Origin of the sequence: Providencia sp. PROV261, from assembly GCF_028477945.1 — a bacterium.
Taxonomy (GTDB): domain Bacteria; phylum Pseudomonadota; class Gammaproteobacteria; order Enterobacterales; family Enterobacteriaceae; genus Providencia; species Providencia stuartii.
This window is the reverse complement of the sequence record NZ_JAMPMC010000012.1, coordinates 1-23,226: the sequence shown is the minus strand read 5'-3', so window position 1 is coordinate 23,226 and position 23,226 is coordinate 1. Positions and strand designations below refer to the sequence as shown.

21 protein-coding genes and 5 tRNA genes are annotated in these 23,226 nt (G+C 42.4%); 16 read left to right on the top strand and 10 right to left on the bottom strand.

Translation table 11 applies throughout. From position 1 onward, the window contains the following. Positions 1-152: 152 nt before the first annotated feature. Positions 153-1,070 carry an oxygen-dependent coproporphyrinogen oxidase gene (gene hemF, locus PR675_RS08070; RefSeq protein WP_060561142.1) on the bottom strand — a complete coding sequence of 306 codons (918 nt, stop codon included), beginning with the start codon at positions 1,068-1,070 and terminating at the stop codon, positions 153-155. Between the two features lie 136 nt (positions 1,071-1,206). On the opposite strand from hemF, the gene PR675_RS08065 reads away from it, so the two are divergent. The 8 genes from PR675_RS08065 to cysM all read left to right on the top strand — a co-directional run bounded on the left by PR675_RS08065 (position 1,207) and on the right by cysM (position 8,760). After that, positions 1,207-1,638, top strand: a complete 432-nt coding sequence (locus tag PR675_RS08065; RefSeq protein WP_014656314.1) for a GNAT family acetyltransferase — start codon at positions 1,207-1,209, stop codon at positions 1,636-1,638. Positions 1,639-1,731: 93 nt separating this feature from the next. Then, positions 1,732-2,328, top strand: a complete 597-nt coding sequence (locus tag PR675_RS08060) for an RpoE-regulated lipoprotein (protein WP_004921336.1) — start codon at positions 1,732-1,734, stop codon at positions 2,326-2,328. Between the two features lie 277 nt (positions 2,329-2,605). After that, on the top strand, positions 2,606-3,502 hold the full coding sequence (locus PR675_RS08055; RefSeq protein ID WP_036940983.1) for a Dyp-type peroxidase: 897 nt from the start codon (positions 2,606-2,608) through the stop codon (positions 3,500-3,502). Between the two features lie 263 nt (positions 3,503-3,765). Beyond that, the gene (cysP, locus tag PR675_RS08050; RefSeq protein ID WP_272582719.1) at positions 3,766-4,797 is read left to right on the top strand and encodes a thiosulfate ABC transporter substrate-binding protein CysP; all 1,032 of its coding nucleotides are present in this window, start codon (positions 3,766-3,768) and stop codon (positions 4,795-4,797) included. Next, positions 4,797-5,627 carry a sulfate/thiosulfate ABC transporter permease CysT gene (gene cysT, locus PR675_RS08045; RefSeq protein ID WP_004921329.1) on the top strand — a complete coding sequence of 277 codons (831 nt, stop codon included), beginning with the start codon at positions 4,797-4,799 and terminating at the stop codon, positions 5,625-5,627. The genes cysP and cysT overlap by 1 nt, the downstream gene beginning before the upstream one ends. Next, on the top strand, positions 5,627-6,493 hold the full coding sequence (gene cysW / locus PR675_RS08040; RefSeq protein WP_060561140.1) for a sulfate/thiosulfate ABC transporter permease CysW: 867 nt from the start codon (positions 5,627-5,629) through the stop codon (positions 6,491-6,493). Before cysT ends, cysW begins: the two co-directional genes overlap by 1 nt. Then, positions 6,490-7,578, top strand: coding sequence for a sulfate/thiosulfate ABC transporter ATP-binding protein CysA (gene cysA, locus PR675_RS08035; protein WP_060561139.1), 1,089 nt, complete (start codon positions 6,490-6,492; stop codon positions 7,576-7,578). Before cysW ends, cysA begins: the two co-directional genes overlap by 4 nt. A gap of 297 nt (positions 7,579-7,875) precedes the next feature. Next, entirely contained in the window at positions 7,876-8,760 is an 885-nt protein-coding gene (gene cysM / locus PR675_RS08030) for a cysteine synthase CysM (protein ID WP_004921324.1), read from the top strand. A 170-nt stretch (positions 8,761-8,930) separates the two neighbouring features. Here the strand turns inward: cysM and crr are convergent, their stop codons facing one another. The 5 genes from crr to cysZ all read right to left on the bottom strand — a co-directional run bounded on the left by crr (position 8,931) and on the right by cysZ (position 13,967). Continuing rightward, positions 8,931-9,440 (bottom strand): PTS glucose transporter subunit IIA, encoded by a 510-nt coding sequence (gene crr, locus PR675_RS08025; RefSeq protein ID WP_004921322.1) that lies wholly within the window; start codon positions 9,438-9,440, stop codon positions 8,931-8,933. 49 nt (positions 9,441-9,489) lie between these two features. Then, positions 9,490-11,217 (bottom strand): phosphoenolpyruvate-protein phosphotransferase PtsI, encoded by a 1,728-nt coding sequence (ptsI, locus tag PR675_RS08020; protein ID WP_060561138.1) that lies wholly within the window; start codon positions 11,215-11,217, stop codon positions 9,490-9,492. Positions 11,218-11,359: 142 nt separating this feature from the next. Further along, complete coding sequence (gene ptsH, locus PR675_RS08015; RefSeq protein WP_004921318.1) at positions 11,360-11,617, bottom strand: phosphocarrier protein Hpr; 258 nt, start codon at positions 11,615-11,617, stop codon at positions 11,360-11,362. A gap of 354 nt (positions 11,618-11,971) precedes the next feature. Further along, complete coding sequence (gene cysK / locus PR675_RS08010; RefSeq protein WP_004921315.1) at positions 11,972-12,925, bottom strand: cysteine synthase A; 954 nt, start codon at positions 12,923-12,925, stop codon at positions 11,972-11,974. A gap of 277 nt (positions 12,926-13,202) precedes the next feature. Then, entirely contained in the window at positions 13,203-13,967 is a 765-nt protein-coding gene (gene cysZ, locus PR675_RS08005) for a sulfate transporter CysZ (RefSeq protein ID WP_004921313.1), read from the bottom strand. A 348-nt stretch (positions 13,968-14,315) separates the two neighbouring features. On the opposite strand from cysZ, the gene zipA reads away from it, so the two are divergent. The 4 genes from zipA to PR675_RS07985 all read left to right on the top strand — a co-directional run bounded on the left by zipA (position 14,316) and on the right by PR675_RS07985 (position 19,104). After that, entirely contained in the window at positions 14,316-15,329 is a 1,014-nt protein-coding gene (gene zipA, locus PR675_RS08000) for a cell division protein ZipA (RefSeq protein ID WP_151207855.1), read from the top strand. Positions 15,330-15,386: 57 nt separating this feature from the next. Continuing rightward, positions 15,387-17,402: an NAD-dependent DNA ligase LigA gene (gene ligA, locus PR675_RS07995; RefSeq protein ID WP_004921309.1), complete on the top strand. Its 2,016-nt coding sequence runs from the start codon at positions 15,387-15,389 to the stop codon at positions 17,400-17,402. A gap of 231 nt (positions 17,403-17,633) precedes the next feature. After that, complete coding sequence (locus PR675_RS07990) at positions 17,634-18,818, top strand: NupC/NupG family nucleoside CNT transporter (RefSeq protein ID WP_014656308.1); 1,185 nt, start codon at positions 17,634-17,636, stop codon at positions 18,816-18,818. Positions 18,819-18,888: 70 nt separating this feature from the next. Next, complete coding sequence (locus PR675_RS07985; protein WP_004921304.1) at positions 18,889-19,104, top strand: DUF3820 family protein; 216 nt, start codon at positions 18,889-18,891, stop codon at positions 19,102-19,104. Positions 19,105-19,114: 10 nt separating this feature from the next. Here the strand turns inward: PR675_RS07985 and PR675_RS07980 are convergent, their stop codons facing one another. Beyond that, a complete protein-coding gene (locus tag PR675_RS07980; protein WP_004921302.1) occupies positions 19,115-19,531 on the bottom strand; it encodes a MarR family winged helix-turn-helix transcriptional regulator in 417 nt (138 codons plus the stop codon). A 132-nt stretch (positions 19,532-19,663) separates the two neighbouring features. On the opposite strand from PR675_RS07980, the gene PR675_RS07975 reads away from it, so the two are divergent. Further along, positions 19,664-20,416, top strand: a complete 753-nt coding sequence (locus PR675_RS07975; RefSeq protein WP_014656307.1) for an SDR family NAD(P)-dependent oxidoreductase — start codon at positions 19,664-19,666, stop codon at positions 20,414-20,416. 203 nt (positions 20,417-20,619) lie between these two features. Here PR675_RS07975 and PR675_RS07970 read toward each other — a convergent pair. The 3 genes from PR675_RS07970 to gltX form a co-directional block, all read right to left on the bottom strand. Further along, positions 20,620-20,695 (bottom strand) — tRNA-Ala (locus tag PR675_RS07970). A 38-nt stretch (positions 20,696-20,733) separates the two neighbouring features. Continuing rightward, positions 20,734-20,809: transfer RNA gene (locus PR675_RS07965), tRNA-Ala, on the bottom strand. 204 nt (positions 20,810-21,013) lie between these two features. After that, complete coding sequence (gene gltX / locus PR675_RS07960) at positions 21,014-22,435, bottom strand: glutamate--tRNA ligase (protein ID WP_004921297.1); 1,422 nt, start codon at positions 22,433-22,435, stop codon at positions 21,014-21,016. Positions 22,436-22,879: 444 nt separating this feature from the next. Here gltX and PR675_RS07955 point away from each other — a divergent pair. The 3 genes from PR675_RS07955 (at position 22,880) to PR675_RS07945 (ending at position 23,178) form a co-directional block, all read left to right on the top strand. Further along, a tRNA-Val gene (locus PR675_RS07955) sits at positions 22,880-22,955 on the top strand. 37 nt (positions 22,956-22,992) lie between these two features. Beyond that, positions 22,993-23,068, top strand: a tRNA-Val gene (locus tag PR675_RS07950). A 34-nt stretch (positions 23,069-23,102) separates the two neighbouring features. After that, a tRNA-Val gene (locus PR675_RS07945) sits at positions 23,103-23,178 on the top strand. Positions 23,179-23,226: the final 48 nt, after the last annotated feature.

Here is a 23,226-nt window from a genome sequence, read left to right as displayed (position 1 = left end):
TAGACTCCATTTTGTGGGTGGAAATGGAATCATAAGCTACAAGGGGATGAGTGTAACTAGTTGATAATTAATTATATTTGATAATTTTTGCTATTTTTTGTTACTAAAGCCGCCAAGTGCTTTGGCGACTTTATAAAAAATGATTTTTACACTTATTTCGCCAGCCAATCTTTTTTAGAGACTAAAAAGTCACTATACAGCTTGGCTTCGGGGGTATTGGGCTCAGGGTGATAGTCATATTCCCAACGGACTAAAGGAGGCATTGACATTAAAATGGATTCTGTACGTCCTCCACTTTGTAAACCAAATAGTGTACCGCGATCCCACACGAGGTTGAATTCAACATAACGACCACGTCGATACAGTTGAAATTGACGCTCTCTTTCTCCCCACTGATGGTGGCGACGTTTTTCTACGATAGGTACATAGGCATCTAAAAAACCATGACCAACAGCTTGTGTGAAGTCGAAACAAGTCTCGAAATCAGGTTGGTTTAGGTCATCATAAAATAGCCCACCAACGCCTCGTGGCTCATTGCGATGTTTCAAAAAGAAATAGTCATCACACCACGCTTTATATTTGCGGTAAGTTTCTGAACCAAAAGGTGCGCAGAGGTCGTGTGCAATGGTGTGCCAGTGGATCACATCATCTTCAAAACCATAGTAAGGGGTTAAATCGAAACCACCACCAAACCACCAAACGGGATCTTGACCCTCTTTTTCTGCAATAAAAAAACGGACATTTGTATGAGTGGTTGGAATATAGGGATTCAGAGGGTGGATCACCAAAGAGACTCCCATAGCTTGATAGCTACGACCTGCTAATTCAGGGCGGTGAGCGGTTGCTGAACTCGGGAGTTTTGTTCCTTGAATATGGGAAAAGTTAACGCCTGCCTGTTCAAAAATAGCACCTTGAGTTAACACACGGCTGCGGCCTCCGCCACCTTCTGCGCGTTCCCATGTTTGTTCTAGGAAGGTTTCCTTACCATCCAGTTCAGTAATTTTTTGGCAAATGGTTTCTTGTAGTTCAAGCAAAAATGTTTTTACTTGAAAAATATCAGGGTAATTCATTGTTTTCCAATAGAACGGTTGGTAAAAAAAAGTGAGTAAAGTATACCCTTTTGAGTTAAAAAAGGCATATTGAATATTGATTGTGCGCAAAAAGCGGTGATAATGGCAGAAAACTCAGTTAAAACGGGTCATGAACATGGAAATACGCATCTTTCGCCAAAGCGATTTTGAAGAAGTCATCACATTGTGGGAACGCTGTGATTTAAATGAGTTTGGGGATGATCCTGAACTTGATATTGAACGAAAACTCCAGTGTGGTGCAGATCTTTTTCTTGTTGCGGAAGTGACAGGTGAGGTTGTTGGCACTGTGATGGGAGGATATGACGGAATAAGAGGAACGGCATGCTATCTTGCGGTTCATCCAGAGTTTCGTGGCCGAGGTATTGCCAATGCTCTGATTAGTCGCTTAGAGAAAAAATTGCGAGCAAGAGGGTGCGGCAGAATTGAGTTCCTTGTGAATGAGGAGTCTGACGCTGCTATCTGTATGTTCGAAAAAATGTTATATGAAGAAGAGCAGCCAGCAAGGCTTATCTATACAAAAACACTGGATCGTGATTTGGATTTTTAATGCTGTTGTGTGTTTATTTCGTTATAAACTGGAATGTTTTCAGAAAAAGGTTGTCACAGTAAGCAGTCAGTCAGCCAATAAATAGAGGATGTTATGCCCAAAAGTGTAATTGTGAAGCTTTCTCAGATAGTCGCGCTAAGTGGTGTGTTTTTGCTATCGGGTTGTGCAGGCTCAGGGGGGTTTTGGTCTTCACTTTCACCAATGAACTGGTTTAGTAGCCCTATTACTGCGAAGGCAGCGGGTGTGGGGGAGATCACAGGGTTCACACCAATGCAAGCTGACATCATCAAGGAGCGATTAGATAACCGTTACACGATACGAAGTGGGATGCAAACTGAGCAAGGTGAAATTGTGACCGTGTTTCAAGGTATCGATGATGAGACGGTTAAAATTGAAGTGATTGGCCCTGAAAAAGGTTATGTTTCACGTATTATTGTGGATGACCCTGACATTAAAACTGAATGGGGAACGAAAATTGGTTCATCATTTAGCGGTATTTATGAAAAAGCTTTTGGCGCATGTAAAATGGCTGAGCCAATTAATAATCAACCGACTGTTGAATGTGTAGCCCCGCAAACATCCCATATCATTTATCGATTTAATGGTAAATGGCAAGGGCCAGAAGGTTTAATGCCACCGGATGATGAATTAAAGAGCTGGACGGTATCACAAATTATTTGGAAAAAATAATGGTGATTTAGCGTGATGATAGAGAGCTATTGGTCGATAGCTTGGATTATGTTCTAAACATTTAATTGATATAACAACGTGTTTTATTAAGGTAAAATACGTTGTTATTCCCTCCTAATATACGATCCCCTCTTAACCCACTTATCTTATTAAGAATAAATTGTGCATTTTTCTAAATGTTAGCCAATATTTGCGTTAAAACAGGTGAAAATCGTCATCGATGAGATACTATATCGCTAGACATAAATAATAAATTATTTAAAAGAGGTTGATTAGCATGTCTCATTCTCAGAGCGGTATTTTGAAAGATCATAGCCGTTTCGGTATTTTCATTGAAGCAATGGTGCAAGGGTCTCTGGCTGATATAAAAACAGGTTGTCAGCGTTTTGTTGAAACACTGACTCAATTACAAGAGCAGTATCCAACAGATAGATTAGGGGCTGTAGTGGCCTTCGGCTCTGATATCTGGAAACAGCTATCAACACCGGAAAGCGCGCCTGAGTTAAAACCATTTCATCCATTAGGTAAAGGGTTAGCGCCAGCAACACAGCGTGATATTTTTATTCATATCCAATCTCAACGCCATGATATTAACTTTTCATTGGCACAGGCGGCACTAAAAGCATTCGGCTCAGCAATTAAAGTCGAAGAAGAGATCCACGGCTTCCGTTGGGTTGAGGAGCGCGACTTAAGTGGCTTTATTGATGGAACCGAAAACCCACAAGGTGAAGAAATTGCTGAAGTTGCATTAATTGCTGATGGCATTGATATGGGAGGCAGTTATATTCTTGTTCAGCGTTATGAGCACAGCCTCAATAAATGGGACCGTTTCTCTGAACAAGAACAAGAGAAAATGATTGGTCGCACCAAAAAAGACAGTGTGGAGCTGGATGAAAGCGAACGTAATGTGACTTCACACGTTTCTCGCGTGGTGGTTGAAGAAGATGGGGAAGAGCTATCGATTATGCGTCATAGCTTGCCATATGGTACGGCAAGCGGCAAACATGGTTTATTCTTCGTTGCGTATTGCGCGCGCCTCCATAATATTGAACAGCAGCTTTTGAGTATGTTTGGTGAAAAAGATGGTAAATATGATGACCTGTTACGCATGACCAAAGCAGTATCAGGAAGCTACTATTTTGCCCCTTCAATTGACACTTTATTGTCGTTATAAATTATTCTTATTGCCGCCATCTGGCGGCAATTTACTTTTGCGTCAATATCCTACTTTTCCCTTCTATTGCTTAGCGCCTTCATGAAGGCCTTTCACGCAGTCAACTTTATGATAACTAATATAATTTATTTGCTTATTGCCATAATTTCTTGAATATACCAATTTGATATATTAAAAGGCAATTGATAGCTACACAGTTATAAACAAAGCAGATAAAGTAACCTCATTAGCGTAGTTTTGGTTTAGTCATAAGTAGGTGCCTAATGCAAAAAGCGATTTTAAAGAAAACAGCCTTAGCGAGTCTCGCAACATTTTCAACATTTTCATTGATGGGGAGCGCGCCGTTGGTAGCGGCTGAACTGCTCAATAGCTCTTATGATATCGCCCGAGAGCTATTTGTTGCACTAAACCCTGAATTTGAAAAGCAGTGGAATGAACAGCACCCTGATGACAAATTAACGATCAAGCAATCACATGCTGGCTCATCGAAACAAGCCTTAGCTATTTTGCAAGGTTTAAAGGCTGATGTGGTGACTTATAACCAAGTGACAGATGTACAAATCTTGCATGATAAAGGCAAGTTGATCCCTGAAAATTGGCAAGCAAGATTACCGAATAATAGCTCACCATATTACTCTACGATGGCGTTTTTAGTGCGTAAAGGTAATCCAAAGGGCATTAAAACGTGGGATGATTTAGCGCGTGAAGATGTGAAGCTGATTTTTCCAAATCCAAAAATATCGGGTAATGGTCGTTACACTTATTTAGCGGCATGGGGAGCCTATGCGCAAGAAAATAAAGGTGATGAAAAGAAAAACCGCGAGCAGATGAAGCAGTTTTTGAAAAATGTAGAAGTGTTCGATACAGGGGGGCGTGGTGCCACAACTTCCTTTATTGAAAGAGGCCTTGGGGATGTATTGATTAGCTTTGAATCAGAAGTGAACAATATTCGTCAGCAGTATGGTGAAACGGACTATGAAGTTATCGTTCCTCCTGTCGATATTCTGGCGGAGTTCCCAGTTGCTTGGGTTGACAAAAACGTTCAGAAAAATGGTACGGAAGAGGTGGCGAAAGCCTATCTTAATTACCTATATAGTCCAAAAGCTCAAGAAATTATCACTAAATTTAACTATCGGGTGAACGATCAGGCAGTCATGGCGGCAAATAAAGATAAGTTCCCTGAAACCCGCTTATTTACGGTCGAATCACAGTTTAAGAGTTGGCCTGCGGTGATGGAGACCCATTTTGCGACGAACGGAGAGTTTGACAAATTGATGGCAGAAGGGCGCCGTTAATGCGTAAGTCAGGGAAACGCTTTTTGCCAGGATTTGGCCTCACACTAGGTAGCAGCCTATTTTATACCTGTTTGATCCTGCTGCTACCTTTGAGTGCGTTAGTCGTTCAGTTATCTGAAATGACGTGGCAACAATATTGGGATGTGATCAGCTATCCGCAAGTCGTTGCCGCTTATAAAGTCACCTTACTGGCTGCACTGGTTGCGAGTTTATTTAATGCGGTTTTTGGCATGCTGCTCGCTTGGATTTTGACTCGGTATCGTTTTCCTGGCCGCACTTTTTTAGACGGCCTTGTTGACTTGCCTTTCGCCCTACCTACCGCGGTGGCAGGTTTAACATTAGCTACGTTATTTGCAGCGTCTGGCTGGTACGGGCAGTTTCTGCATCACTTTGATATTAAAGTAGTAAATACTTGGCTCGGCATTGCTGTCGCAATGGCTTTTACCAGTATTCCATTCGTTGTACGAACGGTACAGCCTGTGTTAGAAGAGCTTGGGCCTGAATATGAAGAGGCGGCACAAACATTGGGTGCAAGCCGTTGGCAAACATTTCGACGGGTGGTATTGCCTGAAGTTTCTCCCGCATTAATTGCAGGAACAGTATTGTCTTTTACCCGAAGTTTGGGGGAGTTTGGCGCCATTATCTTTATTGCAGGAAATATTGCTTGGCAAACTGAAGTCGTATCTTTGATGATTTTTAGTCAGTTACAACAGTTTGATTACCCAGCAGCGAGTGCGATTGCTTCTGTTATTTTAGCGGTTTCATTATTACTGCTATTTAGCGTCAATGTCGTACAAAGCCGCTTTGGCAAAAGGTTGGGAGGAAAGTAATGGCTCAGGTTACACCTGTCACGGGGGCTTCTCGTCAATCGATTAATTGGGCTAAATGGTCTTTGATTATCACTGGCATATTGTTTTCAGTCATGTTGTTGGTGGTGCCAATTATTTGGATATTTTTGACCGCTTTTTCCAAAGGTATTGATGCGGTTTTAATGAATTTGAATGACGCGGACATGTTGCATGCTATTGGACTGACGGTCCTTATTGCACTGATAACGGTGCCTGTCAACTTGATCTTTGGCACCATGCTCGCGTGGTTAGTTACTCGATTTCAGTTCCCTGGTAGGCAACTGTTATTAACCCTAGTCGATATTCCTTTTGCGGTATCGCCAGTGGTCGCGGGGTTACTTTATCTACTGTTTTATGGCTCCAACAGTTGGTTTGGGGGCTGGCTAGAAAGTTATGATATCCAATTAATGTTCTCGTGGCCCGGTATGGCATTAGTGACCATTTTTGTGACCTGTCCTTTTGTGGTTAGGGAATTAGTTCCACTGATGTTAAGCCAAGGTAGTCACGAAGATGAAGCGGCAGTATTACTGGGCGCTTCAGGTTGGAAAATGTTTTGGAGAGTTACCTTACCAAATATCCGTTGGGCACTATTGTATGGTGTTGTTCTGACTAATGCTCGAGCAATAGGTGAATTTGGTGCCGTGTCCGTTGTTTCTGGTGCCATACGCGGGGAAACCTATACGCTACCGTTACAAGTAGAATTATTGCATCAAGACTATAACACCGTAGGCGCATTTACTGCTGCTGCGATCCTAGCTGTAATGGCGATTATCACTTTAATTATTAAAAGTGCATTGCAATGGCATTTGAGCCGGCAGCAATCCGAATCAGGAGTTCATTTACCATGAGTATTCAAATTGAAAAAATTGGGAAATTGTTTGGTAGGACGCAAGTGTTGAAAGATATTTCATTAGATATTGCATCTGGTGAAATGGTGGCACTGCTCGGTCCATCCGGTTCAGGTAAGACGACACTATTACGGATTATTGCAGGGTTAGAACAGCATAGCCATGGCTTACTACGCTTCCATGGTCAAGATGTTAGCCGTATTCATGCTAAAGATAGGCATGTTGGCTTTGTATTTCAACATTATGCCCTGTTTCGTCATATGACGGTGTTTGACAATGTCGCGTTTGGTCTCACCGTTATGCCAAGAAAACAACGCCCATCATCGCAAGCTATCAAGCAGAAAGTCATGCAATTACTTGATATGGTTCAGTTGGCGCATTTGGCCTCTCGTTATCCTTCTCAGCTTTCAGGAGGGCAAAAACAGCGTGTTGCGCTGGCCCGTGCCTTGGCTGTAGAGCCACAAATTTTATTGCTAGATGAGCCTTTCGGTGCGTTGGATGCTCAGGTACGTATTGAATTGCGCCGCTGGTTACGTCAATTACATGATGAATTGAAGTTTACCAGTGTATTTGTCACCCATGATCAGGAAGAGGCCATGGAGGTTGCCGATAGAATAGTGGTGATGAGTCAGGGGCATATTGAGCAAGTTGGCACTCCTGATGATATCTGGCAACGTCCTGAAACGCGTTTTGTGTTGGAGTTTATGGGGGAAGTGAATCAACTCCATGGGCAAATTAAAGGTTCTCAGTTACATATTGATGGTTATGAATTCCCTCTACATCATGCAAGTGCCCAACAAGGCGAGGTGGATGTGTTTTTACGTCCATGGGATATAACATTGAAGAAAGACGTTGATGAACAGCACCGATTACCGGTTCGTGTGATTGAATCCGGGCCGAGAGGGCATTTCTGGCAGTTAACGGTACAGCCTATAGGTTGGGGGCATGAACCTCTCTCTGTAGTTTGGCAATCGTCTCATGCAACGCCTGTGCGTGGTGAGCACTATTTCCTTGGTAGTCAACAGGCTAAAATTTACCAAGGTGAAAATGAGCTCTTATTTCCCCAGTTAGCTAAAAGTGCCTAACCATTCCTAATATTGCGTTGATGTTGTTATTTCATCAACGCAATATCCCTCGATATTAAAACGCAATTTATGCCTGCCTGACCATTTTTGAGCTGACTAATGGCATTTTTTTGAGACTATTTTCAGTCAAATTCCCTGTAAACATATCATATATCGATATTAGTAATAACATCGACCAGAATTATTAATTACTGATATATAAGTGAATTTTTTTCATGCTGCTAATTTGTAGGTGTTAGGATACTATCTATATCATTCGAAATAGTGATTATAGATAAATAGAATAAGGAATAGACAGTGGCAACTCTGGAACAATTTATAGGTAATACGCCGCTAGTTAAACTTCAGCGTTTGACACAGGGGATGGATGCTGAAATTTGGGTCAAACTAGAAGGTAATAATCCGGCTGGCTCCGTCAAAGATAGAGCCGCGTATTCAATGATCACAGAAGCGGAAAAACGTGGTGAAATAAAACCTGGTGATACATTGATTGAAGCGACGAGTGGCAATACCGGGATTGCTTTGGCAATGATCGCCGCAGTCAAAGGTTATAAACTCAAACTATTGATGCCCGAAAATATGAGTAAAGAGCGCCAAGCCTCAATGAAGGCTTATGGTGCTGAACTCATTTTAGTCAGTACTTCAGTTGGCATGGAGGGCGCTCGCGATTTAGCTCAAGAAATGGAAGCGAAGGGGGAAGGGAAGGTTCTTGACCAATTTAATAACCCCGATAATCCATTAGCCCATTTTAAGACCACAGGCCCTGAGATATGGCAGCAAACCGATGGGCGCATGACTCACTTTGTTTCAAGTATGGGAACGACAGGAACTATCACGGGTGTCAGTCGTTATTTAAAATCACAATCATCACATATTCAGATTGTGGGCTTACAACCAGCGGAAAAAAGCCAAATTCCGGGGATCCGCCGTTGGTCGCCAGGCTATCTTCCGGGGATCTTCAATCAGGAATTCGTTGATACCGTTTTAGATATTAATCAGGAAGAGGCTGAGGAGACGATGAGAGCCCTCGCTAAACAAGAAGGTATCTTTTGTGGTGTTAGTTCAGGAGGTGCGGTTGCAGGCGCTTTGAGAGTGGCTAAAATGAATCCGGGAGCGGTGATCGTTGCCATTATTTGTGACCGAGGCGATCGCTATCTTTCTACGGGCGTGTTTGACGATTAATTAGCATCGCCATCTAGACACTGACAAAAGCATCAATGTGCTCGAATATAGGTGAGTCGTTGATTGCAACAGATATGATGGCGATGGATTTTATCCTGCCATAAAAAACCACCAGAGGTCATACAACGCTATCTGGTGGTTTTATTTGAAAAGCTTAAAAGGGATTGCCGTTATTTTTTAACGCGCATAATAACTGTTTCACCCACGGTAACGCTACCGCTAAGCTTAGTCAGCTCTTTAATTTCATCCATATTAGAAATCACAACCGGCGTTAGAACTGATTTTGCTTTTTCTTCCAGCAATGCAAGGTCAAACTCGATAACCAAATCACCTTTTTTAACGGATTGCCCTTCTTCAGCGATACGTTTAAAGCCTTCACCTTTCAGTTCGACTGTATCAATACCGAAGTGAACAAATAGTTCAATACCATCATCAGATTCAATAGAAAACGCATGATTGGTTTCAAATATCTTACCAATAGTCCCATCTACAGGAGCGACAATTTTGTTCCCTGCTGGTTTGATGGCGATACCATCACCAACAATTTTTTCAGCGAAAACAACATCGGGAACATCTTCAATATTGACAATTTCACCCGATAGAGGTGCGATAATTTCAATACTGCCACTGCTATTTTTATCATCCGAAACCAGTGATTTCAGTTTGTCAAACAGACCCATGGACCTTCTCCTAATCGTTTTTATATGGGACCGAACTAATGTGCTGCTCCTAGCATAACGTTTTTTCTTGGATAAAGGTATCAACAAGTTTCATCAATTCGTCTGCGGTTGGTTGGGCAAGGGCTTGCTCAGCCAGTGCTTTAGTATCTGCAAAGTTTGCATTACGAATTAATTTTTTAATACGAGGAATTGAAATTGCACTCATACTAAATTCATCTAACCCCATACCAAGCAGCAACAAGGTTGCACGTTCATCACCTGCTAATTCACCACACATTCCTGTCCATTTGCCTTCTGCATGTGATGCATCAATGACTTGCTTAATCAAGTTCAATACAGCAGGCGACATTGGATTGTAGAGGTGAGAAATCAGCTCATTACCACGGTCAACAGCTAGAGTATATTGAGTGAGATCGTTCGTCCCAATACTGAAAAAGTCAACTTCTTTTGCTAAATGATGAGCAATAACCGCTGCGGCAGGGGTTTCCACCATGACACCAACTTCGATTGATTCATCAAAGGCTTTGCCTTCTTCACGTAATTGACCTTTTAGCATCTCAAGTTCTGCTTTTAGTTCGCGAACTTCCTCAACGGAAATAATCATCGGGAACATAATACGCAGTTTACCAAAACTTGAGGCTCTTAAAATAGCTCTTAACTGAGAATGTAGAATTTCTTTGCGATCAAGGCAAATACGAATTGCCCGCCAGCCTAAGAATGGGTTCTCTTCTTTTGGCAAATTCATGTATGGCAGGTCTTTATCACCGCCGATATCCATGGTACGCACAATAACAGCTTGGCTTCCCATTGCTTCGGCAACAGCTTTGTATGCTTGGAACTGTTCTTCTTCAGTTGGCAGTGAGTCTCTATCCATAAACAGGAACTCAGTGCGATATAAACCAACCCCTTCAGCACCGTTACGCTCAGCACCCGCGACATCGCGTACAGTACCAATGTTTGCACACACTTCGACTTGATGGCCATCCAGTGTGATTGCAGGTAAATCTTTTAATTTTGCCAGTTCATTTTTTTCTTGCTGATATTCTTCATTGAATTTTTTCAGCTTATCAATTTCTTGATCTGACGGGTTCAGATAGATGTGGTTGTTGACACCATCTAGAATGAGGTAGTCACCATTTTTGATTTTCGCGGTGGCATCTGAGGTGCCGACAATGGCAGGCAACTCCAGTGAACGAGCCATGATTGAGGTATGTGATGTACGACCACCTAAATCGGTGATGAAACCTAATACTTTATCAAGGTTTAATTGTGCCGTATCTGACGGTGTTAGGTCAGCTGCAACCAAAATAACCTCTTTGTCGATGGCACTCAAATCGACGATAGGCATACCGAGGATATTTTTTAATAGGCGTTTACCAATATCGCGTACGTCGGCAGCACGCTCCTTCAAATATTCATCATCAAGTGCTTCGAGCGCTTGGGCTTGATCCTCAATAACGGAGTAAACCGCGGCATCAGCTGTTTTTTTATCACTTTTGATTAGAGAGACAATTTCTTGTTCAAGCTCTTCATCTTCCAGCAGCATAATATGGCCTTCAAAGATCTCAGCTTTTTCTGCACCAAGATTTTTTTCGGCTCGCTCTTTAATGAAGCTGAGCTGTTCGGCTGATTTGTTACGTCCTTCAATAAAGTGTTGGATCTCGGTTTCTATCTGGTCGTCAGTAATTTTTTTTGTGCTGACAGTGATAGGATCTTCTTTGAGGATTAAAGCCTGACCAAAAGCAAAACCTGGGGATACTAAAATTCCTGAAATCATAATATTACCTTACTACTGCGGGTAGGTGTTCTGATGTTGAAAAGACAACAGTAAGCTTATCTGTGTGTAAACTGATATCCCTGAATGATGCCATTCAGGGATGAAGATTAATGCGGTGACACAGGCTCTCTTGCTTGTGCGGTTATTCCAACTCACCCATCAGTTTAACTAAATGCTCAACTGCTTGTTTTTCATCTTCGCCTTCGGCAGAAATTGTCACAACAGTACCTTGAGTTAAGCCTAGAGTTTGTAACTTAAATAGGCTTTTTGCGCTTGCTGATTTGCCACCAGAAGTCAAAGTAATATCAGAAGAGAATGCTTTGGCTTCTTTCACAAATTGAGCGGCAGGGCGAGTATGTAAGCCGTTAGGTGCTGTAATAGTGACTTCTTGCTGGAACATATTATTTCCTCAATAACTTTAGTTTTTTATAATGACCTAAGCTAGTGTAGTTGAATAAACTTAGGTTTGCGTATTGTTAGATTATTAACTGTTAAAAAGGTTTCCTACTTTGTTGCGTATCAACACTTTTTCAGTTTATTGGCCTAAATAATGTCAATTTAAATCGCAAAGAATATGAGTAATTGAACAAATCTTTGACTTAAAGTTGATTAATTTCGTGGCTCAAAATAATTACTATGTTTAATACTAAACCCTAGGTCAGAAATCATCTCAATACGTGCTAAAGTTTGATCCATTCCACAAAAAAAGCACCAAAGAGGTGCTTTTTTAACGATTAATTAACGGTTTTTAAAATTACTCGGCGGATAGATCGGAAAATAGAACCGTTGATAAATAGCGCTCGCCTGATGAAGGTAAGATAACAACAATGTTTTTATCTTTAAATTCAGGTTCAGCTGCGAGTTTTACTGCGGCTGCAAGAGCAGCACCTGATGAAATCCCTGCTAGGATCCCTTCTTTTTCCATTAATTGGCGGGCAGTTTGAATGGCTTCATCATCACTGATTTTAAATACTCTATCAATAAGCGTGATATCTAGGTTGCCAGGAATGAAACCAGCCCCGATCCCTTGAATTTTATGTGGGCCTGGCTTGACTTCATCTCCTGCTAGCGTTTGGCTAATAACAGGGGACGTTTCAGGCTCTACCGCAACCAGAGTGACATTTTTGCCCTTGGTTTTTTTCAAATAACGACCGATACCGGTGATAGTACCCCCGGTTCCCACACCCGCGATAACAACATCAACCTTACCGTCAGTATCACTCCAAATCTCAGGTCCTGTCGTTTTTTCATGAATTTCAGGGTTAGCTGGATTATTAAATTGTTGCAGCAAAATATACTTATGCGGATTGCTGTTGACGATTTCTTCGGCTTTCTCAATGGCGCCTTTCATCCCTTTAGCGCCTTCAGTCAATACAAGATTCGCCCCTAATGCTTTAAGCAGTTTACGGCGTTCGACGCTCATCGTTTCAGGCATGGTCAATGTTAATTTGTAGCCTCTAGCCGCGGCGACATACGCCAAAGCAATCCCTGTATTACCACTAGTAGGTTCAACCAGCTCTTTTTCTTTGGTCAGAAGTCCTTTTTTCTCAGCATCCCAAATCATATTCGCACCAATACGGCATTTAACGCTGAAACTTGGGTTGCGTGATTCAACTTTCGCTAAGATATTGCCATTGCCGAAATGCTTTAAACGTACTAACGGGGTATGACCAATGGTTAGCGAATTATCATCATAAATTTTACTCATGGGATATCCTTATAATCAGGCAGTTGCCTATTTAGAACTGAGAATGATAGATAAGATTGACTCCAAACATACGTGAACTCGCTATTATTGCAAATATAAATTAAGTATAAGCTTATAACGAATTGCTATCTTATGTGGAAAAATTATAAGTAAAAGGTTGTGACACAAGCACCTATCATAAAATATGTTGCGCTGTGTCTGTGATCTGAGGGAGGCTGAAGATGAAAAAGTGCGAGGTGTAAATTCCCCCCGCACTCTTGATCAAATCAGTGAATAATTAATAGCGTGCATGACGAGCGCGGTATTGGTCAACCCACATTAAGGTCGCGCCACAAACGGCAACAGGCATAATAATCAAGTTAAGGATAGGTATCATCATTAACACACTAACTGCTCCACCAAATTGAATATTATTCATGCGGTCTTTGGCTAAAGCATTTTTCATTTCACTAAAGCTAACGCGGTGATTATCAAATGGATAATCGCAATACTGAATTGACATCATCCACGCACCGAATAGGAACCAAAGAATAGGAGCAACAGTTTGCCCAATACCAGGAATAAAAAACAAAATTAATAAGCCAATAGCGCGCGGAAGGTAATAACCGATCCTAACAAACTCACGCTTAACCATGCGTGGAACATCTTTTGCGATATCAACAATACCGCCATCAGGGGCGGGCACACCGGTTAATTCTGATTCGAGCTTTTCGGATAACCAACCATTAAACGGTGCGGCGATAATGTTGGCAACCGTACTGAAAAAGTAAGTAAATATAAGTAAAATCGAAATAACGGAAATAGGCCAAATAAGATAATCAAGCCATTGTAACCAACTAGGAATATAGCTCATGACTTGGTCAATCCAACCACCAAGTTTGGTATATAACCACCAAAATGCACCACCGAGTAAGATGATATTGGCTAAAAGTGGTAGAATAACAAAACGTTTAATACCTGGACGTGTAACAAGACGCCATCCTTGAACGAAGTAATAAAAACCCGAATGGCTTTTTTGTTGCGAATCTGTCGATTGTATCATACTTCTTATTCTCTCCTTTGCGGTTGACTATGTATCATATAGATAGGTTTTTAGGCTGGCTAGTCAGTATTTGCTTAAAAAAGCAGCAAACGAAAGCAGAATTGTCTCTTTCTTATCAGAAAATCGTTTAGGGGGTTGCACTTAGCACGTTTGACAAATAATCTTAAGATATATCCGTCATTTTTTAAGTTGTTTTTCGGTTGACGGCGTTTTACCGCTGAAATCCCCAAAATCATACCGCAATGCGGGGCGAGGGGAGCGGGAGTGCGCCTTGGCTTGCAACTTAAAGTATTTTGGCTTATTTTTTGCCGTGGTGGCATTATCATTCAACAATTAGAGATAGCAGCGATGCAGGATTTGCGTCTGATATTAGTGGTCGTAGGTGCGATAGCCATAATTGCGTTATTACTGCATGGTTTATGGACCAGCCGTAAAGAGCGCTCTAAGTTATTCCGTGATCGTCCCGTAAAACGCCGAAAACATGACAGTCAGGATAAATCATCGGATTATGATGATGATTCTGCATTATTCAGTGAAACTCAAAAGGTAGAGCCTCCCGTCTCTTCACCGGTAGTTTCTGAGCCTGCTCGTCAGGTTCAAGAAGAACGTCGTGCCGAACCTGATTTGCCACCCATTACATCTTCTACTCGTGATACCGAGCCTGTATTAAATATTACGCCTGAGCGTTCAGAGCCTGTTGAATCTGATATTGACTCGCGCGTTAATGCTGTAAATGAACAACCCGCGATGAAGGTGGAACCAACGGTTCAACCAATAGCGACACCAGTCTCTACAGCGAATGGGCGCACTCAGCATGCGCCTGAACAACCAGAATTTGATTTTGACATTCACGAAGAGCAAGAGGGGCCACAGCCGACACACCATGAACAGGAACAGGCGCACACTGAGAAGAAAACTGAACAACCGCAAAACCAATCTTCAGAGAACAACAAGGAGACGGTTCTGGTTCTTCATGTAGCTGCACTTCAGGGGCAAGTTCTACAAGGTGAAGCGCTGTTGCAAAGTATTCTTCAAGCGGGCTTCCAGTTCGGTGAAATGCGTATTTTCCATCGACATGTGCATCCATCGGGAACAGGGCCGGTTTTATTTAGTCTTGCTAATATGGTGAAACCGGGGTCTTTTGATCCAGAAACGATGTCAGAGTTCACCACTCCGGGTATCTCTATGTTTATGATGGTGCCATCGTATGGTGAAGCAGGGCAAAATTTCAAATTGATGTTGCAAGCTGCACAGCGTATTGCTTCCGATGTGGGGGGCGTAGTCCTTGATGATGAGCGTAAAATGCTCACACCTCAGAAAATTGAGGTGTACCATGCTCGGATCCGCAACACACTGAATTAAATATCAGAATCAACGAAACCCCCTTAACTGGGGGTTTTTTATCTTTACTGGTGAAACATGACTACAAAACAACATCTCGATACACTCAAACAACAATTACGTCATCATGAATATCAATATCATGTATTAGATGCACCTGAAATCCCTGATGCAGAATATGACAAACTCATGGAAGAGCTGAAGGCTATCGAAGCGGAACATCCTGAATGGATCACCAGTGACTCACCGACTCAGCGAGTGGGTGCGGCTCCATTAGCGGCGTTTGACACCGTACGTCATGAAATACCGATGTTATCGCTTGATAACGTATTTGATGAAGAAAGCTATCTTGCTTTCGACAAACGCGTGAGAGACCGATTAAAAGATCAGCAAGAACAAACCTTCTGTTGTGAATTAAAATTAGATGGCCTTGCGGTGAGCTTACTGTATGAGAATGGCGAACTCGTCCAAGCCGCTACTCGCGGTGATGGAACTGTGGGGGAAAATATTACCTCTAATGTTCGTACAATTCGTGCTATTCCACTTCGTTTAACGGGTGAAAATATTCCTGCTAGGGTAGAAATTCGTGGTGAAGTATTTATGCCACAAAAAGGCTTTGAAGCATTGAATGAGGAAGCGCGCCGTACAGGTGGAAAAGTTTTCGCTAACCCTCGTAACGCGGCAGCGGGGTCATTACGCCAATTAGACCCACGTATTACAGCGAAAAGGCCTTTAACGTTCTACTGCTATGGCGTGGGGCTGGTGGAAGGTGAAACACTGCCAGATACTCATTATGAGCGACTGATGCAATTTAAGAAGTGGGGGTTACCTGTAAGTGAGTATGTGCAATTACGGACAGGCGCTCAGGCGGTATTGGACTTTTATCATGAGATAGAAAAAGCTCGCCCAACATTAGGCTTTGATATTGATGGGGTCGTCATTAAAATTAACGACATTGCAACCCAAGAAGAGTTAGGCTTTGTGTCTCGGGCACCTCGTTGGGCAACGGCGTTTAAGTTCCCGGCTCAAGAGCAGATGACATTGCTAAAAGATGTTGAATTCCAAGTTGGACGTACCGGAGCAATTACGCCTGTTGCACGTTTGGAACCAGTTCAAGTTGCCGGCGTGACAGTCAGTAATGCGACGCTACATAACGCTGATGAAATTGAGCGCTTAGGGGTTCATATCGGTGATACTGTTGTGATCCGTCGTGCGGGCGATGTGATACCTCAAATTGTGAGTGTTGTTGAGTCTGAACGCCCAGCCGATAGCCGAGAAATTGTTTTCCCAACTCACTGCCCAGTCTGTGGCTCTGATGTGGAACGTGTCGAAGGTGAGGCCGTTGCGCGTTGTACTGGTGGGTTGATTTGTGGCGCACAACGTAAAGAAGCACTGAAACATTTTGTCTCACGCCGTGCGATGGATGTGGATGGCATGGGCGATAAGATCATCGACCAATTAGTTGAAAAAGAATATGTGAAAAATCCGGCTGATCTGTACCAATTAAGTGCAGGGATATTGACGGGTTTAGATCGCATGGGGCCAAAGTCGGCACAAAATTTAGTGGAAGCCCTAAATAAATCGAAATCAACGACTCTTGCTCGTTTTATTTATGCGTTAGGCATTCGTGAGGTCGGTGAGGCTACCGCGGCAAATTTAGCGGCGCATTATGGCACCCTTGAAGCCCTAATGGCGGCAGATGAGGAGTCACTCAAAACGGTACAAGATGTTGGTCATGTGGTGGCTAAGCATGTCGTTAACTTTTTCCGCGAGGAGCATAATCAAACTGTCATTCAAGCGTTAATAGATAAGGCGAATATTCATTGGCCAGAAGCTGTTGCGGTAGATGTGAGTACGATAGATAGTCCATTTGCAGGGAAAACCGTGGTATTGACGGGCTCTTTGAGCCAACTGACACGGGATGAAGCAAAAGATAAATTAGTGGCACTCGGCGCTAAAGTCTCTGGCAGTGTCTCTAAGAAGACGCATTTAGTCATTGCAGGTGAGGCGGCAGGTTCAAAACTGGCAAAAGCAAATGAGCTAGGTATACCTGTCATTGACGAAAATGAGCTAATTCGCTTATTAGAAGCCTAATAATTAACGAGAGTTTGAAGTATCATTACCCAGAAAATGGGTAATGATATGATCTGTATCAATCTACCACCTAAGAATTAGAATTTACTGTAATAATGTGATCGGTATATATTTTTTGCAAAATACACTGGGGTCGTTTTCATACTAATGTGATTCCCGTCTCATTTAAATGTCGGCTATTACATAGAATAGATACATAAACCGCTTTATTAAATTTGTATGGAGTCGCATATGACCTCGATCCTGCATTTTGTTCTATCCCTTGTTGTAATTGGCGCTCTTGCAGTCTTAGCCAGTAGTAACCGTAAGGCGATACGACTACGCTATGTTTTTCAACTACTGGTTATTCAAATCGCATTAGCATACTTCTTCTTGAATTCTAATGTCGGTTCTTCATTCGTACTAGGCGTTGCAAGTGTTTTCACCCATTTATTAGGTTATGCAGCCGAAGGGACCAAGTTCGTTTTTGGTGGCATGATCGAAGGCAATCTAGCGTTTTTCTTCTTGCAAGTCCTCTGCCCAATCATCTTTATTTCCGCACTGATCGGTATCTTACAGCATATTAAGGTGCTGCCTCTTGTGATCCGTGTGATCGGTACGGTTCTATCTAAAGTCAATGGTATGGGCAAGCTAGAGTCTTTTAACGCGGTTAGCTCACTGCTATTAGGCCAATCTGAAAACTTTATTGCCTATAAAGATCAGCTAGGCAAAATGTCTGAACGTAGAATGTACACCATGGCTGCAACGGCAATGTCGACGGTTTCTATGTCGATAGTTGGTGCATATATGTCCATGCTAGAACCGCGCTTTGTGGTTGCAGCATTGGTACTTAACATGTTTGGTACTTTCGTGATCCTTTCCTTAATCAACCCATACCCACCTGAAGCCGAAGAAGAGTTACAGATGACCAATATTCATGAAGGTCAAAGCTTCTTTGAAATGTTGGGTGAATATATCCTTGCCGGCTTTAAAGTTGCGATTATCGTATCAGCCATGTTAATCGGTTTTATCGCTTTGATTGCCATGGTAAATGGTATCTGTATGGCGATTTTTGATATCAAGTTCCAAACCATGCTGGGCTACGTGTTCTACCCATTTGCTTGGATATTAGGTATCCCTGCTGAAGAAGCATTGCAAGTCGGTGGGATCATGGCGGTAAAAATGGTCACTAACGAGTTCGTCGCAATGGGCGACCTAAAAGAGGTTGCAGCAACGTTATCAACACGTTCAGTCGGTATTTTATCGGTATTTTTAGTCTCTTTTGCTAACTTCTCCTCAATCGGTATTGTGGCAGGGGCAATCAAAGGCTTAAATGAGAAACAGGGTAACACGGTTGCACGTTTTGGCTTGAAACTGCTGTTTGGTTCAACATTAGTTAGCTTCCTATCAGCGGCTGTTGTTGGCTTAATTCTGTAAAACATAAAAGCGTGGTAAAGTGTAAAACGGCGTTCATTATGAATGCCGTTTTTGCTTTTAGGAGGAAAAAATGGAAAAACAAGATCTCATTGATATGGCAAACACGCGGATGCCATTTGGAAAATATCAAGGTCGTGTATTGATCGATCTTCCTGAAGAATACCTGCTATGGTTTTACAAAAAAGGGGCATTTCCACAGGGGCGATTAGGGCAACTGATGGAAATGGCATTAGGCTTAAAAATAGAGGGGCTAGATGGCCTTGTAAAGCCTTTAAAACGAGTTTAGTTGTATTGGGTCAGTCATGGCCTAAAGCCGCAGTGACTTTCTGTGAAAGCTGGATAAACAAAGCTTGTTCATTCGCTGTTAAAGCACTACTGACTTTAGCGGCATTTTCTTTTCGGCCTGTTGCTGCACGTTGTAAAAAATCCCGACCTTCATCGGTTAAGTGAGTGATTAATTCTCGCTTATCTTGTTCAGATTGGTATTGGCTCACGAACCCAAGTGCTTTTAGTGCTCGAAGAAACTTGGATAAATTCTGCCGAGATATGCCTAACAGTTGGCTTAATTGCCCTGGTGTTTGATCCCCTTTGAGCCGAAGTATTTCTAATACATCATATTGCCCCCAAGTGACCTGTTCAGGTGTAAAGCTTAAACGCCTCGCAACCAAGGTACATTGCAAAAGTGATAGTGCATCTTCGAGTTGATTTGCCATGTTATTTCATCATGTTAGTGATTATTGACACAGTATAGCCTTATCAATCCGATAAAATCGACTATTGATTAACTAAAGTTAATCATATACAGTGTGGTTAATTAACTTTAGTTAATCATATTGAGAGGAAGTATGCAAAATTTACAAGAGAAAGTCGCTTTAGTGACAGGCGCATCAACAGGAGTTGGTGAAGAAATTGCACTACATTTATACCAATGTGGTGCGACGGTGTTTATAACAGGACGCAACGAAATATCATTACAAACAGCAGCCAATAAGATAGACCAAAGTGGCGAACGTGTTATTCCTTTAGTGATGGATGTGACAAGTCACGAGCAATTTAAAGCAGCAATTACACAAATTGAGCAGCAGTGTGGGGCGTTACACTATTTGGTTAATAATGCAGGGATCACAGGACCTCATGGCGTTACTATTGAGGATTATCCACTAGCGGATTGGGATGCCGTTATCGCAACTGATGTGAGTGGAACTTTTTATGGATTAAAATACGGATTACCTGCAATCGTCAGGGCGGGAGGCGGAGCCGTCGTGAACTTATCTGCATGTAATGGCGTGACTGGTATTGCGGGTATTTCACCTTATACAGCGGCAAAACATGCTGTTTTAGGTCTAACTCGTGCAACGGCACTAGAGTATGCTCAAAAAGGGGTGAGGATTAATGCTATCGGTCCTGGTTATGTCGCAACGCCAAATATAATGAATTTACCAACTGAAACTCAAGAATGGATGGCATCGACTCACCCAATGGGGCGCATGGCAACGCGTGAAGAGATCGCAAAAACAGTCGCATTTTTACTTTCTGATGATAGCAGTTTTATTACAGGGGCATTTATACCCGTCGATGGGGGATATACGGCACAATAGGGATGCGGTGGTGATAGATATTCATGGCTAGCCGCAACCACTTCTTCTTACAAGAAGTGCATCAAAAACAGCCATAGTATGAGGAAGAGTTATATCTCAATAGCGGCTATTTTTCTGAAGTAAAACCGGATGACATCCCGAACCAATCTATTATATTGGGATAAAACAGAGATAGGCTGACTAACTATTGACAGGATATAAAGTGGTGGAGCTAAGCGGGATCGAACCGCTGACCTCTTGCATGCCATGCAAGCGCTCTCCCAGCTGAGCTATAGCCCCAACAAAATGATTTTGATACCACCTAACAGGGAATTAGATGGTGGAGCTAAGCGGGATCGAACCGCTGACCTCTTGCATGCCATGCAAGCGCTCTCCCAGCTGAGCTATAGCCCCAAACAAAATCTTTTGGACGGAGGGCATAATATTCAAGCAATGTCAGGGTGTCAATCAAATAATGTGGTTTTAAGTTTAATTGCTGAATTATAGAGCATTTCGTCAATGAATAAGGGAGTGTATCGAGATTAGAGGAGTGCTTATAAGGTTGATAAGGTGTGAACCCCTATGATGCTAACCATCACAGGGGCTTAATTAAATCAATTACTGGGCTGAGGCTTCACGTTCGGCGATAAACGACAACGCTTTATCAATGCGTGCAATAGCACGTGTTTGACCAATCGCATGAACGGTAACATCTAACGCAGGGGATTGACCCGCACCAGTTACAGCGACACGTAATGGCATGCCGACCTTACCCATACCAACGTCTAATTCAGCGGCCGTTTGTTCGATAGCTTGATGAACGTTTTCTGCTGTCCAATCGGTAATTGCTGACAGTTTTTGTTTCACCGTTTCTAATGGTTGACGTGCAACAGGGCGCAAGTGTTTTTTCGCGGCATCTGCATCGAACTCATCAAACTCTTCATAGAAGTAGCGGCAGGATTCAGCGATCTCTTTCAATGTTTTGCAGCGTTCACCGAGCAATTTAACTAACTCAGCTAATTGCGGGCCATTTTCAGTGTTGATGTTTTGTTGCTCAATATGCCATGCAAGGTGAACGGCAACTTCTTCTGGTGGCAATTGATTAATATAATGGTGGTTTAACCAAAGCAACTTATCGGTATTGAATGCGCTCGCTGATTTGCTAATTGCATCTAAGCTAAAGTATTCAATCATTTCTTCACGAGAAAAAATCTCTTGGTCGCCATGTGACCAGCCCAAACGAACTAAATAGTTGAGTAGTGCTTCTGGTAAATACCCTTCGTCGCGATATTGCATAACGCTTACAGCACCGTGACGCTTGGAGAGTTTTTTACCGTCATCGCCTAAAATCATTGAAACGTGTGCATATTCAGGAACAGGTGCTCCTAGCGCTTTTAAGATATTAATTTGGCGTGGGGTATTGTTGATATGATCTTCGCCGCGGATAACGTGAGTAATTTCCATATCCCAGTCATCAATAACCACACAGAAGTTATAAGTTGGTGAGCCATCGGTGCGGCGAATAATGAGGTCATCTAACTCTTGATTACTAAACTCAATCGGGCCACGGATTTTATCATCAAAAATAACCGAGCCTTCTTGTGGATTACGGAAACGAACAACATGCGGCTCGTCAGGCGTATGGTTATGGGCGTGATCACGGCAGCAGCCATCATAGCGAGGCTTTTCACCTGATGCCATCTGTTGATCACGCAGCGCTTCTAAGCGCTCTTTTGAGCAGTAGCAACGATAAGCGGTACCTGCTTCAAGCATTTGGTCAATAACATCGTTATAACGGTCAAAGCGTTTCGTTTGATAATAAGGGCCTTCATCCCAATTCAAATTTAACCAGTTCATACCATCCATAATGGCATCGATAGCTTCCTGAGTTGAGCGTTCTAAGTCCGTATCTTCGATACGCAGAACAAATTCGCCTTGATTATGGCGGCTGAATAACCAGGAATAAAGCGCAGTACGCGCTCCACCAACATGTAAATACCCTGTTGGACTAGGTGCAAAACGGGTTTTAATTTTACTCATCGAGATTGCCTTAATTGCGATACGTGGTTTCTAACATGCCAACGTTCTCTAAATAATAGGGAGGCGTTAAATATAAACAGCCTATCATTGATGTGTGAGCGAAAGATTTCTTCTCGCTATCGGTCACCAGAGAAACACGTCAGCATGTCTAAAATGTTGTTCTATTCTATCACTCTAAAGTGATACCTCAATCAAGTTATCGATGTTGATGCAAATAAAATCCGTAAAAAAAGAAAAAGGATAGGCAATTTCTCAGCATAAAAATATTTTTGTTCTAATATTGTATTGGTTGGGTGATACAAAAGCTTAATTATTGGTTAAATAAGGTTCTTTTCTGGTGAATATTGGAACATCTTGCTTATTTTTACAACGAACAGAAAAAATCTATTCAAAAACCGTTGACTCAGAACGAGGGATCCCTATAATGCACCTCCATCGACGGCAGGGCGATTAGCTCAGTTGGTAGAGCATCTCCCTTACAAGGAGGAGGTCACTGGTTCGAGCCCGGTATCGCCCACCACTGTCGACGATGAAACAAGTAAGTGAAGTAAATAAATGGGCGATTAGCTCAGTTGGTAGAGCATCTCCCTTACAAGGAGGAGGTCACTGGTTCGAGCCCGGTATCGCCCACCATTTATTTACAAATATGTGAAACTTGTCATGAAGTGGGCGATTAGCTCAGTTGGTAGAGCATCTCCCTTACAAGGAGGAGGTCACTGGTTCGAGCCCGGTATCGCCCACCACTTCATTAGTTACTCGCATTTTCATAAATACTGGTTATAAAAATTAAT